23 protein-coding genes are annotated in these 26,036 nt (G+C 70.9%); 13 read left to right on the plus strand and 10 right to left on the minus strand.

Features of this window, described 5'->3' with window-relative positions; genetic code table 11:
* Positions 1-390 precede the first annotated feature (390 nt).
* Positions 391-1,236 carry an HAD family hydrolase gene (locus ABD269_RS28405; protein ID WP_344122453.1) on the plus strand — a complete coding sequence of 282 codons (846 nt, stop codon included), beginning with the start codon at positions 391-393 and terminating at the stop codon, positions 1,234-1,236.
* 401 nt (positions 1,237-1,637) lie between these two features.
* Here the strand turns inward: ABD269_RS28405 and ABD269_RS28410 are convergent, their stop codons facing one another.
* Entirely contained in the window at positions 1,638-2,459 is an 822-nt protein-coding gene (locus ABD269_RS28410; RefSeq protein ID WP_344122455.1) for a Fic family protein, read from the minus strand.
* A 101-nt stretch (positions 2,460-2,560) separates the two neighbouring features.
* On the opposite strand from ABD269_RS28410, the gene ABD269_RS28415 reads away from it, so the two are divergent.
* From ABD269_RS28415 to ABD269_RS28445, 7 genes are all read left to right on the plus strand, one after another.
* Positions 2,561-3,556: an ATP-binding protein gene (locus tag ABD269_RS28415; protein WP_344122457.1), complete on the plus strand. Its 996-nt coding sequence runs from the start codon at positions 2,561-2,563 to the stop codon at positions 3,554-3,556.
* Positions 3,557-3,854: 298 nt separating this feature from the next.
* Entirely contained in the window at positions 3,855-6,167 is a 2,313-nt protein-coding gene (locus ABD269_RS28420; protein ID WP_344122459.1) for a SulP family inorganic anion transporter, read from the plus strand.
* Positions 6,168-6,396: 229 nt separating this feature from the next.
* Complete coding sequence (gene acs / locus ABD269_RS28425) at positions 6,397-8,364, plus strand: acetate--CoA ligase (protein WP_344122461.1); 1,968 nt, start codon at positions 6,397-6,399, stop codon at positions 8,362-8,364.
* Between the two features lie 202 nt (positions 8,365-8,566).
* Complete coding sequence (nhaA, locus tag ABD269_RS28430; protein ID WP_301893659.1) at positions 8,567-9,964, plus strand: Na+/H+ antiporter NhaA; 1,398 nt, start codon at positions 8,567-8,569, stop codon at positions 9,962-9,964.
* A 66-nt stretch (positions 9,965-10,030) separates the two neighbouring features.
* Positions 10,031-10,519, plus strand: a complete 489-nt coding sequence (locus ABD269_RS28435) for a phage holin family protein (protein ID WP_301893660.1) — start codon at positions 10,031-10,033, stop codon at positions 10,517-10,519.
* Positions 10,516-11,529 (plus strand): alpha/beta fold hydrolase, encoded by a 1,014-nt coding sequence (locus tag ABD269_RS28440; RefSeq protein WP_344122465.1) that lies wholly within the window; start codon positions 10,516-10,518, stop codon positions 11,527-11,529. The genes ABD269_RS28435 and ABD269_RS28440 overlap by 4 nt, the downstream gene beginning before the upstream one ends.
* A 171-nt stretch (positions 11,530-11,700) precedes the next feature.
* Positions 11,701-11,913 (plus strand): hypothetical protein, encoded by a 213-nt coding sequence (locus ABD269_RS28445; RefSeq protein WP_116213082.1) that lies wholly within the window; start codon positions 11,701-11,703, stop codon positions 11,911-11,913.
* A gap of 87 nt (positions 11,914-12,000) precedes the next feature.
* Here the strand turns inward: ABD269_RS28445 and ABD269_RS28450 are convergent, their stop codons facing one another.
* From ABD269_RS28450 to nth, 3 genes are all read right to left on the minus strand, one after another.
* Positions 12,001-13,200, minus strand: a complete 1,200-nt coding sequence (locus tag ABD269_RS28450; protein WP_344122467.1) for a MarP family serine protease — start codon at positions 13,198-13,200, stop codon at positions 12,001-12,003.
* 84 nt (positions 13,201-13,284) lie between these two features.
* Positions 13,285-13,968: an NUDIX hydrolase gene (locus ABD269_RS28455; RefSeq protein ID WP_344122469.1), complete on the minus strand. Its 684-nt coding sequence runs from the start codon at positions 13,966-13,968 to the stop codon at positions 13,285-13,287.
* A 57-nt stretch (positions 13,969-14,025) separates the two neighbouring features.
* Complete coding sequence (gene nth / locus ABD269_RS28460; RefSeq protein ID WP_344122471.1) at positions 14,026-14,961, minus strand: endonuclease III; 936 nt, start codon at positions 14,959-14,961, stop codon at positions 14,026-14,028.
* A gap of 250 nt (positions 14,962-15,211) precedes the next feature.
* On the opposite strand from nth, the gene ABD269_RS28465 reads away from it, so the two are divergent.
* On the plus strand, positions 15,212-15,886 hold the full coding sequence (locus tag ABD269_RS28465; RefSeq protein ID WP_030367278.1) for a Crp/Fnr family transcriptional regulator: 675 nt from the start codon (positions 15,212-15,214) through the stop codon (positions 15,884-15,886).
* A 194-nt stretch (positions 15,887-16,080) separates the two neighbouring features.
* On the opposite strand, the gene ABD269_RS28470 is transcribed toward ABD269_RS28465, so the two are convergent.
* The 4 genes from ABD269_RS28470 to sp36 form a co-directional block, all read right to left on the minus strand.
* Positions 16,081-16,911, minus strand: a complete 831-nt coding sequence (locus tag ABD269_RS28470; RefSeq protein ID WP_301893667.1) for an MBL fold metallo-hydrolase — start codon at positions 16,909-16,911, stop codon at positions 16,081-16,083.
* Complete coding sequence (locus ABD269_RS28475) at positions 16,908-17,822, minus strand: NUDIX hydrolase (protein ID WP_344122474.1); 915 nt, start codon at positions 17,820-17,822, stop codon at positions 16,908-16,910. Before ABD269_RS28475 ends, ABD269_RS28470 begins: the two co-directional genes overlap by 4 nt.
* A gap of 106 nt (positions 17,823-17,928) precedes the next feature.
* Positions 17,929-18,393, minus strand: coding sequence for a RidA family protein (locus ABD269_RS28480; RefSeq protein WP_301893669.1), 465 nt, complete (start codon positions 18,391-18,393; stop codon positions 17,929-17,931).
* Positions 18,390-18,548 carry a Sp36 family protein gene (sp36, locus tag ABD269_RS28485; RefSeq protein ID WP_301893670.1) on the minus strand — a complete coding sequence of 53 codons (159 nt, stop codon included), beginning with the start codon at positions 18,546-18,548 and terminating at the stop codon, positions 18,390-18,392. Before sp36 ends, ABD269_RS28480 begins: the two co-directional genes overlap by 4 nt.
* 240 nt (positions 18,549-18,788) lie before the next feature.
* Here sp36 and bagA point away from each other — a divergent pair, with 240 nt between their 5' ends.
* A complete protein-coding gene (gene bagA / locus ABD269_RS28490) occupies positions 18,789-19,784 on the plus strand; it encodes an ATPase BagA (protein ID WP_301893671.1) in 996 nt (331 codons plus the stop codon).
* A complete protein-coding gene (bagB, locus tag ABD269_RS28495; protein WP_344122478.1) occupies positions 19,781-21,199 on the plus strand; it encodes an ATPase BagB in 1,419 nt (472 codons plus the stop codon). Before bagA ends, bagB begins: the two co-directional genes overlap by 4 nt.
* Positions 21,200-21,367: 168 nt before the next feature.
* On the opposite strand, the gene ABD269_RS28500 is transcribed toward bagB, so the two are convergent.
* A complete protein-coding gene (locus ABD269_RS28500; RefSeq protein WP_205519362.1) occupies positions 21,368-21,703 on the minus strand; it encodes a WhiB family transcriptional regulator in 336 nt (111 codons plus the stop codon).
* A 385-nt stretch (positions 21,704-22,088) separates the two neighbouring features.
* Here ABD269_RS28500 and ABD269_RS28505 point away from each other — a divergent pair, with 385 nt between their 5' ends.
* Positions 22,089-24,317: a transglycosylase domain-containing protein gene (locus ABD269_RS28505; RefSeq protein WP_344122481.1), complete on the plus strand. Its 2,229-nt coding sequence runs from the start codon at positions 22,089-22,091 to the stop codon at positions 24,315-24,317.
* A gap of 103 nt (positions 24,318-24,420) precedes the next feature.
* Here the strand turns inward: ABD269_RS28505 and ABD269_RS28510 are convergent, their stop codons facing one another.
* The gene (locus ABD269_RS28510) at positions 24,421-24,885 is read right to left on the minus strand and encodes a GatB/YqeY domain-containing protein (protein ID WP_344122483.1); all 465 of its coding nucleotides are present in this window, start codon (positions 24,883-24,885) and stop codon (positions 24,421-24,423) included.
* 188 nt (positions 24,886-25,073) lie between these two features.
* Here ABD269_RS28510 and ABD269_RS28515 point away from each other — a divergent pair, with 188 nt between their 5' ends.
* Positions 25,074-26,006, plus strand: a complete 933-nt coding sequence (locus ABD269_RS28515) for a metallophosphoesterase (RefSeq protein ID WP_301893679.1) — start codon at positions 25,074-25,076, stop codon at positions 26,004-26,006.
* Positions 26,007-26,036: the final 30 nt, after the last annotated feature.

Below are 26,036 nucleotides of genomic sequence, written 5' to 3' on the forward strand. Positions count from 1 at the left end.
TCACCGTGCCCGGAACTGAAAAATCATGTGGATCTTGGTTGAAAACTGTGGACAACTGAGCCGTTGTGAATATCCCGGTCACCTATACCGGTGACTTCCGGAGAGCAGCCTGGCGATTACGCAGCGTGACGCGTATGAAGGAGGGGAGACCACGGCGCCGCGAGGCCGAGAGGAAGGAGAGGGGGCGGGTGGGGATGGTCAAAACACATCCGGACATGCGACGACCCCCGCCGGGGGGGAGAGCGGGGGTCGTCCCCACGGCCGACTCGGGGGGGGAGGAGTCGGGCCGGGTTAGACACGGTCGCGAACGATCCGTGACTTCCATGGTGTACCCGAGAGCCTTCTCAGGCAAACCCACACGCCTCAGCTTACGCCGAATGGAGGGCCCCTATGCTCGGCATCGTGGAAAACCACTCGCTGTCCCGGACAGCCGCGTTCTTTGATCTGGACAAGACGGTCATTGCCAAGTCGAGCACGCTCACCTTCAGCAAGTCCTTCTACCAAGGCGGTTTGATCAACCGGCGCGCCGTCCTGCGAACCGCATACGCGCAGTTCGTCTTCCTCGCCGGCGGCGCCGATCACGACCAGATGGAGCGGATGCGCGAGTATCTCTCCGCGCTCTGCCGGGGCTGGAATGTCCAGCAGGTCCGTGAGCTCGTCGCGGAGACTCTGCACGAACTCATCGACCCGATCATTTACGACGAGGCCGCCTCTCTCATCGAAGCACACCACACCGCCGGCCGCGACGTGGTGATTGTGAGCACCTCCGGCGCCGAGGTCGTCGAGCCGATCGGTGAACTCCTCGGCGCGGACCGCGTGGTCGCCACCCGCATGGTCGTCGAGGACGGCGCCTTCACCGGCGAAGTCGAGTACTACGCCTATGGCCCGATCAAGGCCGAGGCCATCAGGGAGCTCGCGGAGTCCGAGGGATACGATCTCGCGCGCTGCTATGCGTACAGCGACTCGGTGACCGATATCCCGATGCTCGAATCGGTGGGGCACCCGCACGCGGTGAATCCGGACCGCGCGTTGCGCCGTGAGGCGGCCGCCCGCGACTGGCCGATCCTGTCCTTCAACCGGCCGGTGCGGCTCAAGCAGCGCGTTCCGGCTCTCTCTTTGCCTTCCCGCCCCGCTCTTGTCACCGCCGCCGCGGTCGGCGCGGCCGTCGCCACAGCGAGCCTGGTCTGGCTCGCCAGCCGACGCCGCACACCCGGTGCCCGCATTGCCCGCCTTTGAAGGCAAAAGCAAAGAACTGCGGCTTGGGCTTCCGCTTCGTGGGCGACAGGAGTAGAAAGGAATCAACGGCCCGCGAGACCAGGGACATCCGATGAGGAAGCCCTTCACGCACCACGGCCCCACGGACCGAGCATGAACGTCGGGCACCCACGCGACGCCGACCCGTCGATTACGGGCCAGCCGCACCAGGGGCGAGCGAAGTCTCGACCTGATGGGCAAACCTCGTGCACGCATGGTAACCCGGCGAACATGCCAGCGGCGGTACCGGATTTGACCGGTACCGCCGCAACCCTGTCGGCAGGATTTCCCGGCACCTTTCCCGACTCGGGGACTTCCTCGGCCCTCGGACGCCCCGGCCCGGAACCGCTCGCCTCGACCCCGGCCGAAGGACCGGAGCCGGGTCAGGCCGCTCCGCGCTGGAGCGCCTCACAGACGGCCGTGCTCTCCCGCACCCCCAGCTCCAGGGCGCGGGCGCAGTGGATGATCCAGGCCGCCACCCCCTCGGGCGTACCGGACACATAGCCGTCGAGCGCCGCCGTGTAGGCCGCCCGGCCCAGTTCGGCGTGGCCCACCTCCGCGGGACAGATCGACTTGGGGTCGAGCCCGCTGCCGACGAGGACGATCCTCTCGGCGGTGCGCGCCACCAGGCCGTTGCACGACCCGAAGGGCCGCAGCGCCAGCAGTTCGCCGTGCACCACGGCGGCCGTCACCAGCGCGGGTGCCGCACTGCCCGCGATCAGCAGCTCGGCCAGCCCGTCAAGCCGCCCCGACACCTCGGAGGCGCCCGGCAGCTCCAATTCGATCAGCGGCTCGTCGACCGGCTCGCCCGCCAGCCGGGGTCGCCCCACCGTCTCGTCGGGCCGGTTGCCGCCCGCCGCCACCAGGTGCAGCCTGGCCAGCACCCGCAGCGGCGACTGCCGCCACACGCTCAGCAGTTGGCCAGCCTCGGCGGTGAGCCTCAGGGCCGCGCCCACCGTCCGCGGCTCGCCCTCGACACTGAAGTCGGTGCGGCGACGCACCTCTTCGAGCGCCCAGTCGGCGCCGGAGAGCGCCGCGGAACCACGCGCTCCGCGCAGCGCGGCCTCCGAGGCGATCTCATTGCTGCGGCGGCGCATCACCCGGTGACCGTAGACACGGTCCACCGCCTTGCGCACGGAGTCCACGGAGTCGGCAACGCCAGGGAGCGAACCCAGGGCCGCGAGCGGGTCGGCAGTCGTACTCATGGGTAAAACAGTACGCACTTTGGCTTCACACCCCCCGAAGGAGTGGTCTTCTTCACGCGCGGCTCTCACTTTCTGCGGCCATCACCCTACGCTTGGTGAACATGAAGATCGCTTTCGTAGGCAAGGGCGGCAGCGGCAAGACCACGCTGTCCTCACTGTTCATCCGCCATCTCGCCGCGGACGGCGCCCCCCTGATCGCGGTGGACGCCGATATCAATCAGCACCTCGGCGCCGCGCTCGGGCTGGACGACGAGGAGGCCGCCGCACTGCCCGCGATGGGCGCCCAGCTCCCTTTGATCAAGGACTATCTGCGCGGCGGCAACCCCCGGATCACCTCCGCCGCCACGATGATCAAGACGACCCCGCCGGGCGAGGGCTCACGGCTGCTGCGGGTGGACGAGGAGAACCCCGTCTACGCGGCCTGCGCCCGCACGGTACCGCTGGATGACGGCACCTCGGTCCGGCTGATGGCCACCGGCCCGTTCACCGAGTCCGATCTCGGAGTCGCCTGCTACCACTCCAAGGTCGGCGCGGTCGAGCTGTGCCTCAACCACCTTGTCGACGGCCCCGGTGAGTATGTCGTCGTCGACATGACGGCGGGCAGCGACTCCTTCGCGTCCGGGATGTTCACCCGCTTCGACATGACGTTCCTGGTGGCCGAGCCCACCCGCAAGGGAGTCTCTGTCTACCGCCAGTACAAGGAGTACACACAGGACTTCGGGGTCTCCCTGAAGGTGGTCGGCAACAAGGTGCAGGGAGCCGACGACCTCGACTTCCTGCGCGCGGAGGTCGGCGACGACCTGCTGGTCACGGTCGGCCACTCCGACTGGGTGCGGGCCATGGAGAAGGGCCGGCCGCCCCGCTTCGGGCTGCTCGAGGAGTCCAACCGGGCGGCACTGCGGACGCTGCGCGAGGCGGCGGACGGCGCGTACGAGCGGCGCGACTGGCAGCGCTATACGCGGCAGATGGTGCACTTCCACCTCAAGAACGCGGAGAGCTGGGGCAACGCCAAGACCGGCGCCGATCTGGCCGCCCAGGTCGACCCCTCGTTCGTTCTCGACGAGAGGCAGGCGGCCACCACGCCGCAGCCCGCCTGATCGGGGTCCCGAAAAGAAACGGCGGGAAACAGCCGTAGCGAACTCGACACAGGCAACACCCCTCACACAGAACGAAATCGAAGAACAGCTGACATATAAAGACGCACCTTCACCCGATAGGGGGAATCGCACTCTCCGTCGACCTTCCAGCCTTCCCTCCACCTTTACTCTCCATTACGATTCGTTTACCGAGTGTTGATACACCCCCGCCACCGCAGCCAGCTCCCGCCGCTGCACGCCGTGACCACGGCCGCGTCCCATCCGCGGCCGCGCCGCCCCGACGAAGACGGGAAAGCCCATGCAGCCTCAGTCGACGAATACGACGGATACGTCGAGGACAGCGGACTCGACGGACTCACAACGCAGCGGAAAACACATCTCCGGCGGGTCCGCCTGGCGGCGGGATCTCTCCGCTTCCGTGGTCGTCTTCCTGATCGCCGTCCCGCTCTCCCTGGGCATCGCCCTGGCCACCGGCGCCCCGCTCCGGGCCGGCCTGGTCGCGGCGGCGGTCGGCGGCATCGTCGCGGGACTGCTGGGCGGTGCCCCGCTCCAGGTCAGCGGCGCCGCCACGGGGCTTGTCGTGGTGACCGCGGAGCTGGTGCAGAGGTACGGCTGGCGGGCCACCTGCGCGATCACCGTCCTCGCGGGCCTGGCCCAACTGGCGCTCGGCGCGGCCCGGGTGGCCCGCGCCGCTCCCGCCGTCAGCCAGGCCATCGTGCACGGCCTGCTCGCGGGCATCGGCGTCACCATCGCGCTCAGCCAGGTCCATGTCGTCCTGGGCGGCAGCCCGTACAGCTCGGCATCGGCCAATCTCGCCGCGCTTCCCTCCGTGCTGACGGACCCGCACCCGGCGGCCCTGCTCGTCGGCGCGATCACGCTGACCGTGCTGGTCGTCTGGCCCCGGCTGCCGGGGCGATTCGGCCATGGACTGCGCGCGGTCCCGGCGCCGCTGGCCGCGGTGGCCGTGGCCACCGCGGCCGCCACCGGGCTGACCCTGCCCCGGGTCTCGCTGCCACGGTGGGAGTTCCAGGCGCTGCCCGCTCTGCCGGAGGGGCCGGTGCTCGGGGTGTTCGCGGCCGTCCTGACGGTCACACTCGTCGCGAGCATGGAGTCACTGCTGTCCGCGGTGGCGGTCGACCGGTTGCGGGCCGAGCGGCCGGACGCACCGGCCGACCCTGCCTCGCTCGACCGGGAGCTCGTCGGGCAAGGGGCGGCGAACGTGGTGTCCGGGCTGCTGGGCGGGCTGCCGATCGCCGGTGGAGCGCTGCGCGGCTCGGCGAATGTCGCGGCGGGAGCCGCCACCCGTAGGTCCACGGTCCTGCACGGGGTGTGGGTGCTGCTCTGCGCGGGCCTGCTCACGTCCGTGCTGGAGCTGATCCCCCTGGCGGCGCTGGCCGCGCTGGTCATGGCCGTCGGCGTCAGGATGGTGAGCTTCGCCCACATCAAGCACGTGCGGCGGCACCGGGACTTCCCGATGTACGCGGCCACCCTGGGGTCGGTGGTGCTGCTCGGCGTGCTCCAGGGGCTCACCGTCGGGGTCGTGGTCGCCGCCTTCCTCTCGCTGCGGCGGCTCGCCCACACCCGTATCACCGTCGAGGACCGGCCGAGCGGTCACCTGGTTGTCGTCAGCGGCCAGTTGACGTTCCTGGCGGTGCCACGGCTGACCCGAGCGCTGGCGCAAGTTCCCGCCCACGCGGGCGTGGTGGTCGAACTGGGAGGTTCGTTCATGGATCACGCGGCCTATGACGCCCTGCAGTCGTGGACCAACGCTCACCGGGCACAGGGCGGTTGGGTCACCCTCCGCGGGCGCGGTGGGCAGCCGATCGCCGAGCCGTCCAGCACCCACGCGTGCCACCCGTGGACCCCCTGGCGCAACCACCACTGCACCCGCCCCGCCGTCGACCACCACGACACCGCGGACACCGGCGGCGGGCGGCAGCTCCTCGGCGGGGTCACCGCGTTCCAGCGCCACACGGCCCCTCTGGTGCGGGACGAGCTGGCCCGGCTCGCCCTCGAAGGGCAGCGCCCCACCCAGCTCTTCCTCACCTGCGCCGACTCCCGGCTGGTGACCAGCATGATCACCTCCAGCGGCCCCGGCGATCTGTTCACCGTCCGCAACGTCGGCAATCTGATGCCTCCGCCCGGCTCCGACGGCACCTGTGATTCGGTCGGCGCCGCCGTGGAGTACGCGGTGGAGGTGCTGAAGGTCGGCACCATCACCGTCTGCGGGCACTCCGGATGCGGGGCGATGCAGGCGCTGCTCGACGCCGCGGACCAGGGTCCGGGCGCTCAGCAGACCTCGCTCACCCGCTGGTTGCGGCACGGCCGCCCGAGCCTGGCCCGGATGCAGCGGATCGGCCGGCTGGGCCGCGGCGAGGTCGCACTGGCCGACCGCCCCGTGGCGGACGATGTCGAACGCCTCGCGCTCGTCAATGTGATGCAGCAGCTCGACCACTTGATGGCCCATGCGTCCGTCGCCCGCCGCGTGGCGGAAGGAACGCTTCAGCTCCAGGGGATGTATTTCCACGTGGCCGAGGCCCAGGCCTATGTTCTCAACCAGCGCTCGCGGACCTTCAAGGCGGTGCGGCCGGAAGTTCTCGACGCCGTCTGAGGGATGACGGCCGAGCCGGGAGCGGTACGGGCTCCGGCCGCCACGGCACCTTGCCCGGTCCGCACCGGGACATCTGCCCCGGCCGCGCCCGCATCACCCGTCTGACCTCGAACAACTTGTCCGCACAAAGGTCTAAACCAGTTTTTCCCGACAACCCTTGTCAGAGTGCACCCCGGGCTGATGAGCTATGGACCGGGACGCAACGGGCACCCTGGGAAAGGGAGATGTCGTGAGCAACGAAAGCCTGGCCAACCTCTTGAAGGAGGAGCGCCGGTTCGCACCGCCTGCCGACCTGGCCGAGAACGCCAATGTCACCGCAGAGGCGTACGAGCAGGCGAAGGCTGATCGGCTGGGCTTCTGGGCCGCGCAGGCCCGCCGCCTGAGCTGGGAGACCGAGCCGACCGAGACGTTGGACTGGTCGAACCCGCCGTTCGCCAAGTGGTTCGCCGACGGCCGGCTCAACGTGGCGTACAACTGCGTGGACCGCCATGTGGAGAACGGCCTCGGCGACCGGGTCGCCATCCACTTCGAGGGCGAGCCCGGCGACACCCGCACCATCACCTACGCCGAGCTCCAGCGCGAGGTCTCCAAGGCCGCCAACGCCCTGACGGAGCTGGGTGTCCAGGCGGGCGACCGGGTCGCGATCTATCTGCCGATGATCCCCGAGGCCGTCGTCTCGATGCTCGCCTGCGCCCGGATCGGCGCCCCGCACTCGCTCGTCTTCGGCGGCTTCTCCGCGGACGCCCTCGCGACACGCATCAACGACGCCGACGCCCGCGTCGTCATCACCGCCGACGGCGGCTACCGGCGCGGCAAGCCGTCCGCGCTCAAGCCCGCCGTCGACGAGGCGCTGACCCGCCCCGGCACCGAGAACGTCCGCAGCGTCCTGGTCGTCCGCCGCACCGGCCAGGAGGACGTCGCCTGGACCGAGGGCCGCGACGTGTGGTGGCACGACCTCGTCGAGCGCCAGTCCGACCGGCACACCCCGCAGGCGTTCGACGCCGAGCACCCGCTGTTCATCCTCTACACCTCCGGCACCACGGGGAAGCCCAAGGGCATCCTGCACACCACCGGCGGCTACCTCACCCAGGCCTCGTACACCCACCACGCCGTCTTCGACCTCAAGCCGGAGACGGACGTCTTCTGGTGCACGGCCGACGTCGGCTGGGTCACCGGCCACTCCTACATCGTCTACGGCCCGCTGAGCAACGGCGCGACCGAAGTGCTCTACGAGGGCACGCCCGACAGCCCGCACCAGGGCCGCTGGTGGGAGATCGTCCAGAAGTACGGCGTCACCATCCTCTACACCGCGCCGACCGCGATCCGCGCCGCCATGAAGTGGGGCGACGACATCCCCGCCAAGTTCGACCTCTCCAGCCTGCGCGTCCTCGGCTCGGTCGGCGAACCCATCAACCCCGAGGCCTGGGTCTGGTACCGCAAGCACATCGGCGCCGACAAGACCCCCGTCGTCGACACCTGGTGGCAGACCGAGACCGGCAGCATCATGATCAGCCCGCTGCCCGGCGTCACCGCCACCAAGCCCGGCTCCGCCCAGGTGGCACTCCCCGGCATCGCGGCCACCGTCGTGGACGACGACGCCCATGAGGTGCCCGACGGCCACGGCGGCTACCTCGTCCTCACCGAGCCCTGGCCCTCCATGCTCCGCACCATCTGGGGCGACGACCAGCGCTACATCGACACCTACTGGTCCCGCTTCGAGCACAAATACTTCGCGGGCGACGGGGCGAAGAAGGACGACGACGGCGACATCTGGCTCCTCGGCCGCGTCGACGACGTGATGCTGGTCTCCGGCCACAACATCTCCACCACCGAGGTCGAGTCCGCGCTCGTCTCCCACCCCAAGGTCGCCGAGGCGGCCGTCGTCGGCGCGGCCGACCCACAGACCACCCAGGCCATCTGCGCCTTCGTGATCCTGCGCGGCAACGCCGACGCGAACGAGGAGGGCCTTGTCGAAGAGCTGCGGGCGCACGTCGCCAAGCAGCTCGGCCCGATCGCCAAGCCCAAGCGCATCCTCCCCGTCGCCGAGTTGCCCAAGACCCGCTCCGGCAAGATCATGCGCCGACTGCTGCGCGACGTGGCCGAGAACCGCACCCTCGGAGACGTCACCACACTCACCGACTCCTCGGTCATGGACCTGATCCAGACCCAGCTCCCGGCCGCGAGCAGCGAGGACTGACACATAGCGCAGCCCTTGGGGCAGCCAGCAAACATCCCGTACGAGTGAGGGGCACCCGGCATCGCGCCGGGTGCCCCTCACACTTTCGGGCTAAGGTAAGTATTCATCGCGTCAAAAACGCGACAAGAATCATGGGCGCGCCGGGAAGTCTGGTCGGCACACAGCACACGTGTATCCAGTCGACCCCAGGAGGTCCTCCGCCGTGGCCGCGCCCAAGAACCGCCGCTCCGTCTTCCTCGGCCGGTTGCCGCTGCCCGAGCGGAATTACCTCGCCGACGCCCTGCGTACCGAGACCGTGGGCGGTGTGCTGCTGCTCATCGCGGCCGTCGCCGCACTGATCTGGGCGAACACCCCACTGCGCGGCAGCTATCAGTCGGTCAGCTCGTTCCACTTCGGCCCCGGCTCCCTCGGCCTGAATCTTTCGGTCCAGCACTGGGCGGCCGACGGACTGCTGGCCGTCTTCTTCTTCGTGGCGGGCATCGAGCTCAAGCGCGAGCTGGTCGCGGGCGAGCTGCGCGACCCCAAGGCGGCGGTCCTGCCCGTCGTCGCGGCGGTCTGCGGCATGGCCGTGCCCGCGCTCGTCTACTTCACCGTGGTGACGACCGGCGGCGGCTCGACGGCGGGCTGGGCCGTGCCCACCGCCACCGACATCGCCTTCGCGCTCGCCGTGCTCGCCGTCATCGGCACTTCGCTGCCGTCGGCGCTCCGGGCGTTCCTGCTGACCCTGGCCGTCGTCGACGACCTCTTCGCGATCCTGATCATCGCGGTCTTCTTCACGCAGCAGCTGAACTTCGCCGCCCTCGGCTTCGCCGTGCTGGGTCTGGCCGTCTTCTGGCTGCTGCTCCGCAAGGGCGTGCGCGGCTGGTACGTCTACGTCCCCCTGGGCATCGTCAACTGGGCGCTGATGTACAACAGCGGCGTCCACGCGACCATCGCGGGCGTCGCCATGGGCCTGATGCTGCGCTGCACCCGGCACGAGGACGAGGCGCACTCCCCCGGCGAGCACATCGAGCACCTCGTGCGCCCCCTGTCGGCGGGGCTGGCCGTGCCGCTGTTCGCGCTGTTCTCGGCGGGTGTCGCGATCTCCGGCGGCGCACTGTCGGACGTCTTCACCCGGCCCGAGACGCTGGGGGTCGTCCTCGGGCTGGTCGTGGGCAAGGCGATCGGCGTGTTCGGCGGCACCTGGCTGGCGGCGCGCTTCACCAAGGCCGAGCTCAACCCCGACCTCAAGTGGCCGGACGTGCTGGCCGTCGCCTCGCTGGCCGGCATCGGCTTCACGGTCTCCCTGCTGATCGGCGAGCTCGCCTTCAAGGGGAACCAGCTGCTCACCGACGAGATCAAGGCATCCGTGCTCGTCGGTTCGCTGATAGCCGCGGTGCTCGCGAGCGTGCTGCTCAAGCTGCGCGACAACAAGTACAAGAAGCTGTGCGCCGAGGAGGACCTCGACGAGGACCACGACGGCATCCCCGACATCTATGAGCAGGACAATCCCGCGTACCACCTCCGGATGGCGGCGATCCTGGAGGCGAAGGCGGCCGAGCACCGCAGGCTGGCCGAAGTCGCTGCCGGGCGCACCACCGGGGACGATGGTCCGGCATGATCTGAGAGTCTTCACATCCGCTGGAGACCCGCAGATGACGAGCTGATGACGATGAGGGAGCAGCCGATGAGCGCAGCCGACGACGGTGCGGCGACCGGTGTGAACGGTGCCGACGGCGCGGACCGCAGCCTCGGCCAGCTGGTGGCGACGGCCACCACCGAGCTGTCCGCGCTGGTGCACGACGAGATCGCGCTGGCCAAGGCCGAGCTGCGGCAGGACGCCAAGCGGGTCGGCATCGGCGGTGGCGCGATCGCCGCGGCCGGGGTGCTTGCGCTGTTCTCGCTGCCCGTGCTGAGCTTCGCGGCGGCGTACGGCGTCCATAACCTCGGTATGGGTCTCGCCTGGTCGTTCCTGATCGTCGGTGGCGCGTTCCTGCTGGTCGCGGCGATCCTCGGGCTGCTGGCCGTGAACCGGTTCAAGAAGGTCAAGAAGCCCGAGAAGAGCATTGCCTCCGCAAAGCAGACGGCCGCCGTCCTGGGCACCGTCAAGCCGCATCCGCATCCGCTGGTCGACTCGGGCCGCGCCGACGCATCTGTGACACGCTCGGCCGTATGACGGTGCCCGATACCTCCGCAGCGCCCGCGTCCCCCGACCCCGGACACGATCCCTCCGCCGGCTCCCCGGCGGCGCGGACGGCCCCGGCCCCGGCGGTCTCCGGGGCATCGGTCGTCCGTCCCGAGGGGCCCTGGACCCACCGGGACGTCGCGGCGAACGGCGCGCGGTTCCACATCGCCGAGATGGGCGAGGGGCCCCTGGTGCTGCTGCTGCACGGGTTCCCGCAGTTCTGGTGGACGTGGCGGCATCAGTTGCAGGCACTCTCGGAGGCCGGTTTCCGGGCGGTCGCGATGGACCTGCGTGGGGTGGGCGGCAGCGACCGCACGCCGCGCGGCTACGACCCGGCGAACCTCGCCCTCGACATCACCGGCGTGATCCGCTCCCTCGGGGAGCCGGACGCCGCGCTGGTGGGCCACGACCTGGGCGGCTATCTGGCGTGGACGGCGGCCGTGATGCGGCCGAAGCTGGTGCGCAGGCTCGCGGTCTCCTCGATGCCGCACCCGCGCCGCTGGCGTTCGGCGATGCTCTCCGACGTCAAGCAGAGCGCGGCCGGTTCGTACGTCTGGGGCTTCCAGCAACCCTGGCTGCCCGAGCGGCGGCTGGTCGCGGACGACGCGGCGCTGGTGGGGCGGCTGATGCGGGAGTGGTCGGGTCCCCGGCTGCCGGACGACGACGCGGTCGACGCCTACCGACGGGCCATGTCGATCCCCTCCACGGCGCACTGCTCGATCGAGCCCTATCGCTGGATGGTGCGGTCGATGGCGCGCCCCGACGGCATCCAGTTCAACCGCCGGATGAAGCGGCCGGTGCGGGTGCCGACGCTGCACCTGCACGGTTCCCTCGATCCGGTGATGCGTACGCGCAGTGCCGCCGGGTCCGGGGAGTACGTGGAGGCGCCGTACCGCTGGCGGCTCTTCGACGGGCTGGGACACTTCCCGCACGAGGAGGACCCGGCGGCGTTCTCCACCGAACTGGTCAACTGGCTCAAGGATCCGGAACCGGACCGCTAGCCTCCGTCGATGGCCCGGCGACCGGCCGGAAACCGCCCGGCGCGGGCTGTCTGCTCCCCTACGACGCGCGAGGGAACGCCCGTTCCCCGAACGGCCAATTGCCCGGCGCATAGGCCAATTGGGGGACCCCGGGGCGATTACCGACCTTTGGCCCCGGGCACAGAGCTCTGTATGGGCTGGACGCACGACTACCGTGACGCGACACAGGAGCGGGCCGCCGAGGGCGACGCCGCAGTGGCTGTGAGCGAGGTGACCGACAGGGCCGCGAGGGCGGAGCACCGGCCGGTGGCCGGGCCGGATCCGCTCATCGGAATCCCCCGCATCATCCGACGGCGCGCCCGCTGGGTGTCCGCGCGGCTGCGGCACCACCCGCGCGGCCGCTGACGCGACCTCACGCGCCCGCGCGAGCCCGCACCGCTCCCCCGGTGCCGGAACGGCCCCCAGGAGCCCGCACAGGGCCCTTGTGGCGGCTCAGAGGGCGCAGCTCTGGGTGTTGACCCTGTCGACGGCCGTACGGCCGTCGACGACGTCGGGGCGCACCTCGTCCGCCGTGAGGGCGTAGCCGGTGTCGGCGTCGTCGAGCGACTTCGCGAAGACCACGCCGTAGACCCGGCCGTCCGGCGTGAGCAAGGGGCCACCGGAGTTGCCCTGGCGCACGGTGGTGTAGAGCGAGTAGACGTCACGGCGGACGTTGCCGCGGTGGTAGATGTCCGGGCCGTTGGCCTGGACCCGGCTGCGGACGCGGGCGGCGCGCACGTCGTACGAGCCGTTCTCGGGGAAGCCGACGACGATGGCGCTCCGGCCCGTCCCGGCGTCGCCCTCGGCGAACCGCAGGGCGGGCGCCTCCAGCTGGGGCACGTCCAGGACGGCGATGTCCCGCTTCCAGTCGTAGAGGACGACCTTCGCCTCGTACTGCCGGCCCTGCCCGCCGATCTGGACGGTCGGCTCGTCCACGCCGCCGACGACATGGGCGTTGGTCATCACGCGGTGCCGGGCGAAGACGAAGCCCGAGCCCTCCAGGACCTTGCCGCAGCTGGGCGCCGTGCCGACGACCTTGACGACGCTGCGCTGGGCGGAGGTGGCCACGGGGCTCTCGGCGAGCGCGGGGTCGGGCGCGGGGACGGAGGTGATGGGCTCGGTGGAGAACGGCGCGAAGACCTGCGGGAAGCCGTTCTGCGCCAGGGCCGTGCTGAAGTCCGCGAACCAGGTGTTGGCCTGCGAGGGGACGACCCGGGCGACGCCGAGCAGCACCTTGGAGTTGCGGACCTCCTTGCCGAGCGTCGGCAGGGACGTGCCGGCGAGGGCGGAGCCGATCAGCCAGGCGACCAGCAGCATCGCCAGGACGTTGACGAGGGCGCCCCCGGTGGCGTCCAGCGCGCGGGCCGGGGACCAGGTGATGTGGCGGCGCAGCTTGTTGCCGAGGTGGGTCGTCGCGGCCTGGCCGATCGAGGCGCAGACGATGACGATGACGACGGCCGCGACGGCGGCAGCCGTGCCCGGTGTGGCATCGCCCGTGGCGCTGTCCCAGATGAGGGGCAGCACATAGACGGCGACGAGGCCGCCGCCGATGAAGCCGATCACGGACAGCACCCCGACGACGAAGCCTTGGCGGTAGCCGACGACGGCGAACCACACGGCAGCGATCAGCAGCACGACATCCAGCACGTTCACCGGGAAATGCCTCGCAATGATGTTGTCGGCGGGGTCGGCGGCCCCGCGCCCGGGGGTGGGGCCGAGGTCACCGTCTCATGCCTGTCAGGCGTGCTGGTCCAGTGGGACCAGCCGTGCCCGGTCCCAGGGCCGCTCCCAGCCGGAGTAGTGCAGGATCCGGTCGATCACCCCTGCGGTGAACCCCCATACGAGCGCGCCCTGGACCCGGAACGCGGGCCCTATGTGGCCGCTGGGGTGCTTGGCCATGGCCCGGTTCGCCGGGTCGGCCAGATCGGCCACCGGCACCGCGAAGACCCGTGCGGTCTCGCCCTTGTCGACCGGCCCGACGGGGCTGGGCGCGCGCCACCAGCCGAGCACGGGCGTCACCACGAAGTCGCTCACCGGGATGTACAGCCGGGGCAGCACGCCGAAGACCTGCACACCGGACGGGTCGAGCCCGGTCTCCTCCTCGGCCTCCCGCAGCGCGGCCCGCACCGGCCCGCCGCCTGCCGGGTCGCCGTCCTCCGGGTCGAGCGCGCCACCGGGGAACGACGGCTGTCCCGCGTGCGAGCGCAGCGTCCCGGCGCGCTCCAGGAGCAGCAGCTCCGGCCCCTTGGGGCCGTCGCCGAAGAGGACGAGCACGGCGGACTGCCGGCCGCCCGTGTCCGGCGGCAGGAAGCGGCTGAGCTGCTGGGGTTCGATCGTCTCGGAGGCGCGCGCCACCGGTTCGAGCCACTCCGGCAGCCCCTCCGCGGTGACAGCGGCTCCGCGGCCGTACGTGCTGGTCATGCGCTTCCCCTCGTACGTGCGCTCAACGACTCACTTCACGCGTGCCCTCCGGCACGCTCACTCGGCGCCCAGCGGGCGCGCGGGCAGGCCCGGGTAGTCCGGCGGGGGCTTCAGCCGCTGGCCCGGCAGTCCCCCCTTCTCGTACTTCAGCAGCTTCTTCGCCTTCTCCGGATCCGTCTCACCCTCTCCGTAGGACGGGCAGAGCGGGGCGATCGGGCAGGCCCCGCAGGCGGGCTTGCGGGAGTGGCAGATGCGCCGCCCGTGGAAGACGACCCGGTGCGAGAGCATCGTCCACTCGTTCTTGGGGAAGAGGTCGCAGACCACGGCCTCGACCTTCTCCGGATCCGTCTCGTCGGTCCACTTCCAGCGCCGGACGAGCCGCCCGAAGTGGGTGTCCACGGTGATGCCGGGCACCCCGAAGGCATTGCCCAGCACGACATTGGCGGTCTTGCGGCCGACGCCGGGCAGCGAGACCAGATCCTCCAGCCGCCCCGGCACCTCGCCGTCGAACCGGTCGCGCAGCGCCGTCGAGAGCCCTATGAGCGACTTGGCCTTGGCCCGGAAGAACCCGGTCGGCCGGATCAGCTGCTCCAGCGCCTCGGGGTCGGCCGCGGCCATGTCCTCGGGCGTCGGGTAGGCGGCGAAGAGCGCCGGGGTCGTCTGGTTGACCCTCAGGTCGGTGGTCTGCGCGGAGAGGACCGTGGCGACCAGCAGCTCGAAGGAGTTCTCGAAGTCGAGCTCCGGATGGGCGTACGGATAGACCTCGGCGAGCTCGCGGTTGATCCGGCGCGCGCGGCGGACGAGCGCGGTCCGCGACTCGGTCCAGGAGGCGGTCTTCGCCGGGGCGACCTTGGCCGCCTTGGTCGCGGTCTTGGCAGCGCGTTTCGCGGGCGCGGCGGCGCGCTTCGCGGGCTTGCCACCGCCCGACGCCGCGCCCGGCGTTTTGTTCTCGCTCGCGGCATTCGCCCGCTGTGCGGACGAGCGTTCGCCCACAGCGGAATCGCGGCTCCCGGTCACCCTCCCGGCCCCCTTGCCCTGTGCTCTCACCGGCGTATTGGACACCCGGCCAGACTAGAGCCCAGCACTGACATCCGGCCCGCGCGCAGGAAAACCACAGCCCAATCGGACCCCTGCCGTAGGGCTTCCGCCGACGATGCGCGACACTTGTGTTTGATCACACAGTTTTACCGACGGGCATCATGGGGACCACGGTCCTCTGTGCATGTCGACAAGGAGAGAACTCGTGGACGACGTTCTGCGGCGCGCCCCGCTTTTCGCGGCGCTCGATGACGAGCAGGCCGCTGAGCTGCGCGCCTCCATGGGCGAGGCCACCCTCGCGAGGGGCGACGCCCTGTTCCACGAAGGGGACCCCGGCGACCGCCTCTACGTGGTGACCGAGGGCAAGGTGAAGCTGCACCGCACCTCGCCCGACGGCCGCGAGAACATGCTCGCCGTCCTCGGCCCGGGTGAGCTCATCGGGGAGCTGTCGCTCTTCGACCCGGGGCCGCGCACCGCCACCGCCACCGCCCTCACCGAGGTCAAGCTGCTCGGCCTCGGCCACGGCGACCTCCAGCCCTGGCTCAACGCCCGCCCCGAGGTGGCCACCGCCCTGCTGCGCGCCGTCGCGCGCCGCCTGCGCCGCACCAACGACTCGATGTCGGACCTGGTCTTCTCCGACGTCCCGGGCCGTGTCGCCAAGGCGCTCCTGGACCTGTCCCGCCGGTTCGGCGTGCAGTCCGAGGAGGGCATCCACGTGGTGCACGACCTCACCCAGGAGGAGCTGGCCCAGCTGGTCGGCGCCTCCCGCGAGACGGTCAACAAGGCCCTCGCGGACTTCGCGGGCCGCGGCTGGCTCCGCCTGGAGGCCCGTGCGGTGATCCTCCTCGACGTGGAGCGGCTCGCCAAGCGTTCCCGCTGACGCGAAGGGGGCGCACGCCCCCGGGCGCACCCGAGAGGGACCGCGCCGACAAACGCACCGAAGGCCCCCGCCGGAGACGACGGGGGCCTTCGGCGTGCGCTCGCACGACCGAGCACCGCCGAGCACCCACTGGGCGCCGCCGGTCCCGCGGGCGCACGCGACCTCGCAGGCGCGCGCCCGGACCCGAGCGCCCCTCAGATCAGGCCGTGCTCCCCCAGATAGTCCAGTTGCGCCCGTACGGACAGCTCCGCCGCAGGCCACAGCGAGCGGTCGACGTCGCCGTAGACATGGGCGACCACTTCCTGTGGCGTCCGGCAGCCGCTCTCGACGGCCGTCTCGACCTGCGCGAGCCGCTTCGCACGGTGCACCAGGTAATAGTCGATGGCGCCCCGGGCGTCCTCCAGCACCGGGCCGTGGCCGGGCAGCACCGTCTCCACGCCCTCCTCGACGGTGAGCGCGCGCAGCCTGCGCAGGGAGTCGAGGTAGTCGCCGAGCCGGCCGTCGGGGTGGGCGACGACCGTGGTGCCACGGCCCAGGACCGTGTCGCCGCTGAGCAGGGCGCGATCCGCCGGTAGGTGGAAGGCGAGGGAGTCCGCGGTGTGGCCGGGCACGGGGACGACGTGCAGTTCGAGACCGCCGGTGGTGATCACGTCGCCCACGCCGAGCCCCTCGCCACCGAGCCGCAACGCCGGGTCCAGCGCCCGTACGTGCGTGCCGGTCAGTTCCGCGAAGCGGGCCGCGCCGTCCGAGTGATCGGGGTGGCCGTGGGTGAGCAGCGTCAGGGCGACGCGCTTGCCCGCCGCCTCCGCCGTGGCCACGACCGCGGCGAGGTGGGCCTCGTCCAGCGGGCCGGGGTCGACGACGACCGCGAGGTCGGAGTCGGGCTCGGCGACGATCCAGGTGTTGGTGCCGTCCAGGGTCATCGCGGAGGGGTTGTGCGCGAGCACACAGGTCGCGCGGGCGGTCGCGGGTCCGCCGATGGCGCCGGCGCGCGGCCTGCCGGGAAGGTCGGCTGTCGTGGTCATGAGTCGGCTCCCAAAGCTCGCGGGGTTCCCGTGGGGTCACCGGGCTCCGGCGCTGCCGGAGCGATGTGTTTGGTGAATTCGTCGTGCCCCGGCCAGCTCAGCACGATCTCGCCCGCGACGAGCCGGGCTCGCGCCAGAACAGGGGTGAGATCCCGGTCACCCGCCGCGCCCAGCACCTCCCGCACGCTGCCGTACGGGCGCAGCGCGCGCAGGGTGGCGACGGTGGGCGGCATCATCAGCAGCTCGCCCCGGTCGTAGCCGTCGGCAGCCGCCGCGGGCCGGATCCACTGGGTGCGGTCCGCCTCCGTGGAGGCGTTGCGGGTGCGCTGCCCTTCGGGGAGCGCGGCCACGAAGAACCAGGTGTCGTAGCGGCGCGGCTCGAACTCCGGGGTGATCCAGCGCGCCCAGGCCCCCAGGAGGTCGCTGCGCAGCACGAGACCGCGCCGGTCGAGGAGTTCGGCGAAGGACAGCTCGCGGCTCACCAGGGCGGCCCGGTCGGCCTCCCAGTCGGCGCCTGTGGTGTCCGCGACGACCGTGTCGGGCGCCGGGCCCGCCAGCAGCACGCCCGCTTCCTCGAAGGTCTCCCGGACGGCCGCGCAGACGATGGCCTGGGCTCCGGCGGCGTCCACTCCGAGGCGTTGCGCCCACTCGGTGCGCGACGGCCCGGCCCAGGGCACCTCGCGCTCGTCACGCGGGTCGACGGAGCCGCCCGGATACGCGTACGCGCCTCCGGCGAAGGCCATGGAGGCGCGTCTGCGCAGCATGTGGACGGCGGGGCCGTCGGCTCCGTCACGGAGCAGCAGTACGGTCGCGGCGCGCCGGGGCGCGACGGGCCGGAGCTCTCCGTCGGTGAGCGCTCTGATCCGGTCCGGCCACTCCGGCGGGTACCACTGGCCGTTCGAAGTCGACATGGCCGGATGCTATGCGCTCACGCGCGGATGTTCGAGGGCTGCCGGGCGCGGCGCGGTGAACTCCGGTCCGGACCGGCCACCGGCCCGCCCGGACCCGTCATCGGGGTCAGTCCCCGACCTCCACCAGGATCTCGACCTCCACCGGGGCATCCAGCGGCAGGACCGCCACGCCCACGGCCGAGCGCGCGTGGACGCCCTTGTCGCCCAGCACCTCGCCCAGGAGCTCGCTGGCGCCGTTGAGGACACCGGGCTGACCGGTGAAGTCCGGTGCGGAGGCGACGAAGCCCACGACCTTCACCACACGGACGATCTTGTCGAGGTCGCCGACGACCGACTTCACGGCGGCGAGGGCGTTGAGCGCGCAGGTCGCCGCCAGCTCCTTCGCCTGCTCGGCGCTGACCTCGGCACCGACCTTGCCGGTCACCGGGATCGAGCCCTTGACCATCGGCAGCTGGCCGGCGGTGTGGACGTACGCGCCGGAGCGCACGGCCGGCTGATAGGCGGCCAGCGGCGGCACCACGTCGGGCAGCGTCAGGCCCAGCTCGGCGAGCCTGGCCTCGACGGCGCTCACGCCTTCGCCCGCTTGAAGTAGGCCACCAGCTGCTCCGGGTTGTTCGGGCCCGGGACGACCTGGACGAGCTCCCAGCCGTCCTCGCCCCAGGTGTCCAGAATCTGCTTGGTCGCGTGCACGAGGAGCGGCACGGTTGCGTATTCCCACTTGGTCATGGGCCCGACTGTAATGCCTGACACCGACAGCCCCGTGCGTAGCCCGCACGGCGAACGTCCGGACAAGCTCAACAGCCACACGCCGGGCCGGTGGTGGCGGCCGCGAGGACACGAACACCGCCATGACCAGAGGCTTCACGAACCCCGCCCGGCACGGGCGTGACGGGCCTCACCACGCGAACGACCTCATGTCGCCACCTGACGCCACGCGGCCCCCGCGAAGGAATTAGGCTCCGAATCATGAGCAGGCTCCATGTCGTCAGCGGCAAGGGCGGAACCGGCAAGACCACGGTCGCCGCGGCACTCGCGCTTGCCCTCGCCGCCGAGGGCAAGCGGACCCTTCTGGTCGAAGTGGAGGGGCGGCAGGGCATCGCGCAGCTCTTCGAGACCGAGGCGCTGCCGTACGAGGAACGGAAGATCGCGGTCGCTCCCGGCGGGGGCGGCGAGGTCCACGCGCTCGCGATCGACGCCGAGCGGGCGCTCCTGGACTACCTCCAGATGTTCTACAAGCTCGGCAGCGCCGGGCGCGCGCTCAAGAAACTCGGCGCGATCGACTTCGCGACGACCATCGCCCCCGGCCTGCGGGACGTCCTGCTGACCGGCAAGGCCTGCGAGGCGGTGCGCCGCAAGGACCGCACGGGCCGCTATGTCTACGACCACGTGGTCATGGACGCCCCGCCGACCGGCCGCATCACCCGCTTCCTCAACGTCAACGACGAGGTGGCCGGGCTGGCCCGGATCGGCCCGATCCACAATCAGGCGCAGGCCGTGATGCGCGTCCTGAAGTCCCCCGAGACGGCCGTGCACTTCGTGACGCTCCTGGAGGAGATGCCGGTCCAGGAGACGGTGGACGGCATCGCCGAACTGCGCGCCGCCGGGCTGCCGGTGGGCGGCGTCGTCATCAACATGGTGCGCCCGGAGATCCTGGACGAGACGGCCGTGGAGATCGCCGCGAACGGCCGCCGCGCCGCCGTCGCCCACACGCTGGCGCACGCCCTGGAGGGCACCGGCTTCGGCGGCGCGCGCCACGCGGGCCTGGCCGAGCAGTTGGTCGACCCCCTGGTGGCACAGGCGCGCGAGCACACCGAGCGGCTCGCCCTGGAGCACCGCGGCCGCACGGAGATATCGGGGCTCGCCCTGCCCACCTACGAACTGGAACTGCTCGGCGACGGCGTGGACCTGGCGGGCCTCTACCGCATGGCGCGCGAACTGCGGAAGCAAGGAGTCTCCGAGTGAGCCTGGACACGGCGTCCGTGCTGGACGTGGACCCCGTCCTGGACAATCCCCGCACCCGCATCGTGGTGTGCTGCGGCTCCGGCGGCGTCGGCAAGACGACGACCGCGGCGGCACTGGGCGTACGGGCCGCGGAGCGCGGCCGGAAGGTCGTCGTCCTCACCATCGACCCGGCCCGCAGGCTCGCGCAGTCGATGGGCATCGACGAACTCGACAACGTGCCGCGCCGGGTGCCCGGAATCGACTCCTCCGCCGGTGGCGAGCTGCACGCCATGATGCTCGACATGAAGCGGACCTTCGACGAGATAGTCGAGGCGCACGCCGACAAGGAGCGCGCCCGCGCCATTCTGGAGAACCCGTTCTACCAGTCCCTGTCGGCCGGTTTCGCCGGCACGCAGGAGTACATGGCCATGGAGAAGCTCGGCCAGCTCCGCGCGCGGGACGAGTGGGACCTGATCGTCGTGGACACCCCGCCGAGCCGCTCCGCGCTCGACTTCCTGGACGCGCCCGGACGCCTGGGGTCCTTCCTGGACGGGAAGTTCATCAAGGTGCTGATGGCCCCGGCGAAGATCGGCGGCCGGGCCGGGATGAAGTTCCTCGGCGTCGGCATGTCGGTGATGAGCGGCCCGCTCAACAAGCTGATGGGGGCGCAGCTCCTGCGCGACGTGCAGACCTTCGTGGCCGCCATGGACACGATGTTCGGCGGGTTCCGCACCCGCGCGGACGCCACCTACCGGCTGCTCCAGGCGCCTGGTACGGCCTTCCTGGTCGTCGCGGCCCCGGAGCGGGACGCCCTGCGGGAGGCCGCGTACTTCATCGAGCGGCTGGCCGCCGAGCGGATGCCGCTGGCGGGCCTCGTACTCAACCGGGTGCACGGCAGCGAGGCCGCCCGGCTCCCCGCGGACCGGGCGCTCGCCGCGGCGGAAGCGCTGCTCGACGGCTCGCTCGGCGCGCCCGGTGAAGCCTTGGCGACGACACCGATGGAAACATCGGAAAATCTTGATTGCGACGGCATTGTGGATCGTGACAGCGGGCAAGCTGCCTCACGTACCGTTGATGCCCCGGGCACCGACGCTCCCACGGTCCCGTCCACTCCCGAGAGCGGCCTCCCCCAGCCCGCCCCCTCAGGAGGCTCCACGGCACAGGACTTCACCGCACAGGATTCCACCGCACGGCTCACCGCCGGTCTGCTGAGGCTGCACGCCGAGCGGATGCGGGTGCTCGCCCGAGAGCGCCGCACACGGGACCGCTTCACCGCGCTGCACCCCGAGGTCGCGGTGGCGGAAGTCGCCGCCCTGCCGGGCGATGTGCACGACCTGGCGGGCCTGCGGACGATCGGCGAGCGACTCGCCTGTCAGACCGCGGGCGGCACGACCGCGGGGAAGGTCTCGGAAGCGCGTACCGAGGCGACCGGCTGAGCACTGCGCCCTGCCCGTCGAGCGCTCGTTGAGCATGACCGGGCGGCCTGTTGAGGACGACCGGGCGCGCGGCCCGAAGCCGCCGGCCGACGCGCCGAGGCCCCCGACCGACGGCGCCGTGGGTAATGCCGTCGATGTCGGGGCGCTCGCGATCGGCGCTCTCAGCGGCTAGCCGACCGCCGCGTAGGCGTCGTACTCCTCGTCGCTCAGCGGCAGGATTCCCGCACCGCGCTCGTATTCCGTACGAGCGGTCTCCAGGAGCCTGCGCCACGAGGTGACGGTCGGCCGGCGCCTGAGCAGCGCACGCCGCTCCCGCTCGGTCATCCCACCCCACACGCCGAACTCGACGCGGTTGTCCAGCGCGTCGGCCAGGCACTCGGTGCGCACCGGGCACCCGGTGCAGACCGCCTTGGCCCGGTTCTGTGCTGCGCCCTGAACGAATAGTTCATCCGGATCGGTAGTGCGGCAGGCTGCCTGCGCACTCCAGTCGGTTACCCAGCCCATGCTGGCGCCGTCCTCTCCCGAATTGAGGCTCCCCCACGGCGGCAGCGGCATATTCACCGTTGCCAGTTGAGGACGTTACGGAAGGCGAGCAGGGGGCAACACCCCCTTCGGGCCCAATCTTGGATGGCCCGAACGGACTATGCGTAGACGGCAGATCACCCAACGGAGTGACCCAGCGACATCAGCGACTTTCCCCGGTATATCGGGGCAGTTCACCCATGTCGCAGTGGTCACGGAGTGACACAGGCGGCAATACGGACACGTCTCATCACTCACAAGAGTGAAGGCGTAGGTGATGCTGAAACGCATCGCAGTGACTGGCGTGAAACAGCGTAGGCGAACACACGGGCGTCTGTCCGCCGAATGAGAACGTAGGCTTCCCTTCATGGCTATGAAGCGTTCGGGCGGGGGCCCCAGCAGGGGCCGCCAGGCCGCCAGGTTCCTCGGTGTCAGCGTGCTCTCCGGAGCGGTTCTTGCGGGCCTGGCCCTGCCCGCCGTCGGCGCCTTCGGCCTCGCGGCGAAGGGTTCGGTGGAGGGGTTCGACGAGATCCCCGCGAGCCTCAAGACCCCTCCGCTCAGTCAGCGCACCACCATCCTCGACGCCCAGGGCGGCGAGATCGCGAAGGTGTACTCCCGCGACCGCACGGTCGTCCCGCTGACCGAGATCTCGCCCTACATGCAGCAGGCGATCGTCGCCATCGAGGACGCGCGCTTCTACGAGCACGGCGCGGTCGACCTCAAGGGCGTCCTCCGCGCGCTCAACAAGAACGCGCAGAGCGGCGGCGTCTCCGAAGGTGCCTCGACCCTCACCCAGCAGTACGTGAAGAACATCTTCATCGAGGAGGCGGGCGACGACCCCGGCAAGGTCGCCGTCGCCACCCAGCAGACCCTCGGCCGCAAGGTCAAGGAGCTGAAGTACGCCATCCAGGTCGAGAAGGAACTCGGCAAGAAGCGGATCCTCAACAACTTCCTGAACATCACCTTCTTCGGGCAGCAGTCCTACGGCGTCGAGGCCGCCTCCCAGCGCTACTTCAGCAAGCCCGCCAAGGACCTCTCCCTGGACGAGGCCGCCCTGCTGGCCGGCATCGTCCAGTCGCCCAGCCGCTACGACCCGGTCAACGCCCCCAAGGAAGCCACCAAGCGGCGCAACACCGTCCTCCAGCGGATGGCCGAGCTCAAGAACATCACCCCGGCCCAGGCCGCCGCCGCCCAGGCCAAGCCGCTCCAGCTCAAGGTCACCCGCCCCAAGAGCGGCTGCATCACCGCCGTCGACGGCGCCGGCTTCTTCTGCGACTACGTCCGCGAGACCTTCCTCCAGGACCCCGCCTTCGGCAAGACGAAGGAGGCGCGGGCCAAGCGCTGGAACGAGGGCGGCATGACGATCCGTACGACCCTGGACCCGCAGACCCAGAAGTCCGTGCAGAAGTCGATCAGCGATCACGTCTATCAGAACGATTCGGTGGCCACCGCGGTATCGATCGTCGAGCCCGGCACCGGCAAGGTGCTCGGCATGGGGCAGTCCCGGCCGTACGGCTTCGGGGAGAACCAGACGCAGATCAACTTCTCCGCCGACCACGCCCAGGGCGGCTCGACCTACGGCTTCCAGACCGGTTCGACCTTCAAGCCGATCCTCGCGGCGGCCGCCCTGGAGGAGGGCATCTCGCCGAACAAGGTCTACGGCTCGCCCTTCCAGATGGCCTACCCCGACTCGGTCGAGACGTGCGACGGCACCTGGCGCAACAGCGAGGGCGCGACGGTCAGCAACGAGAACCGGAGCGAGGTCGGCCCGTACGGCATGCGGGAGGCGACCGCGAAGTCGGTAAACACCTACTTCATCCAGATGATCGGTGACATCGGCACCTGCCCGGTGACGAAGATGGCCGCGAAGCTGGGCCTGAAGCCGGCCTCCGGCAAGAAGATGGACCAGGTGCCGTCGATCGCGCTGGGCACCCAGGGCATGTCGCCCCTGAAGATGGCCGCCGCCTACGCGGCCTTCGCAAACGGCGGCAAGTACTGCACCCCCGTCCTCATCAACTCGGCCACCGACCCGAACGGCAAGAGCATCAACGTCCCCAAGACGCAGTGCTCGCGCGCGATGTCCGAGGAGACCGCCAACACCGTCAACACCCTCCTCAAGGGCGTGGTCGAGGACGGCACCGGCAAGCAGGCCGGACTGGACGGCCGGGACAGCGCGGGCAAGACCGGTACGACGGACAGCCGTCACGCCGCCTGGTTCGTCGGCTACACCCCGAACATGGCGGGTGCGGTCTGGGTCGGCGGCCCCGGCAAGGACGTCGAGATGGAGGGCATCACCATCGGCGGCGTCTACCACGACAAGGTCTACGGCGGTGACACCCCGGGCCCCATCTGGCGCGATGCCATGACCGGCGCCCTGGACGGCAAGCCGGCGCCGACGTTCGACTCCGTGGGCAGCATCAGCGACGCCGCGCCGCAGGGCCGCGACAACGGCGGCACCGACCCGGCGACCGGCAACGGCAACGGCAACGGCAACGGCAACAACGGTGCGAACACCGGTGCCGACGCGGGTACGGGCCACGGGCGCGGCAAGCCGGGCGGCGGCAAGCACAACCCGCCGGGCGGCACCGGCCACTGACGCCACCCGCTCGCGCATACGAAAGGGGCGCCCGGACCATCGCGGTCCGGGCGCCCCTTTATGCACACCGGTTTATGCGCACCGGCGGTGTACGCGTGCAGGCTCAGCCCGCGAGCAGGCTCTTCACCGCGGCGGCCACGCGGCCGCCCTCGGCGCGGCCGGCCACCTTCGGGTTCACGATCTTCATGACGGCGCCCATGGCGCGCGGACCCTCCGCACCCCCGGCCTTCGCCTCCGCCACGGCGTCCGCGACGATCGCGGTCAGCTCCTCGTCGGACAGCTGCTTCGGCAGGTACTCCGCGAGCACCTCGCCCTCCGCGCGCTCCCGCTCCGCAGAGTCGGCGCGGCCGCCCTTGTCGAACGCGTCCGCGGCCTCGCGGCGCTTCTTCGCCTCGCGCGCGATCACCTTCTGCACCTCGTCGTCGGAGAGCTCGCGGGCGGACTTGCCCGCGGTCTCCTCGTAGGCGATCGCGGAGAGGGTGAGGCGGAGCGTGGCAGAGCGCAGTTCGTCACGCGCCTTGATGGCGGTCGTGAGGTCGTCGTGCAGCCTGAACTTGAGCGTGGTCATGCCGCAATCTTCGCACCCGGCCACGGCGGGCGCCCCGCATTAACGGCCGGTGCGGCGGCGGCGAGGCGATCCGGGACCCGGATCCGGCACAACTCCCGTACGGGGTTTGGAGGTCGGCCCCGCGGAGTTATCCACAGGAAGGGACCGGGGTGCCCACGACGGGGGCGGGGTCTGCGACCATGGACGGCATGCGCGCTCGTTATGGAGTACCCCTGGGAATCACCGCCGTCGGCGCGGCGGGCCTCGCCTATGCCGCCGGCTTCGAGGTCCGTTCCTTCCGGCTGCGACGGGTCAGCGTGCCCGTGCTGCCGCCGGGGATGCGACCACTGCGGGTGCTGCAGGTCTCCGACATCCACATGGTCGGCGGACAGCGCAAGAAGCAGCGCTGGCTCCAGTCGCTGGCCGGGCTGCGCCCGGACTTCGTGATCAATACCGGCGACAACCTCTCCGACCCGGAGGGCGTCCCGGAGACGCTCGACGCGCTCGGCCCGCTGATGGAGTTCCCCGGCGCCTATGTCTTCGGGTCGAACGACTACTACGGGCCGAAGCTCCGCAATCCCGCGCGCTATCTGATGGAGAAGGCCAACGGGCGCCACGGGCTGAACGGCAACGCCCCGGCCGTCGGCGTGATCCACAACCCCTGGGAGGAGCTGCGCGACGGCTTCGACTCCGCGGGCTGGGTCAACCTCACCAACACCCGCGGCAGCCTCAAGATCGACGGCCATGACATCGCGCTCACCGGCCTCGACGACCCGCACATCAAGCGCGACCGCTATGCGGAGGTGACCGGCGGCCCCCGCCAGGACGCCGACTTCTCCATGGCCGTCGTCCACGCCCCCTATCTGCGGGTGCTCGACGCCTTCACCGCCGACCAGTACCCCCTGATCCTCGCCGGGCACACCCACGGCGGCCAGCTCTGCATCCCCTTCTACGGCGCGCTGGTCACCAACTGCGACATCGACACCCAGCGGGTCAAGGGCCTCTCCACCCACCGGGCCGGCGGCCACCGCTCCTATCTCCACGTCTCTGCGGGCTGCGGCACCAACCGCTACACCCCGGTCCGCTTCGCCTGCCCCCCGGAGGTCACCCTCCTCACCCTCACCCCCCGCGACCGCGACTGACCCGGGGAGGTTTCCGGAGCCCGCCCGTAC

The sequence above is a fragment of the Streptomyces blastmyceticus genome, assembly GCF_039521185.1.
GTDB classification, from domain to species: domain Bacteria; phylum Actinomycetota; class Actinomycetes; order Streptomycetales; family Streptomycetaceae; genus Streptomyces; species Streptomyces blastmyceticus.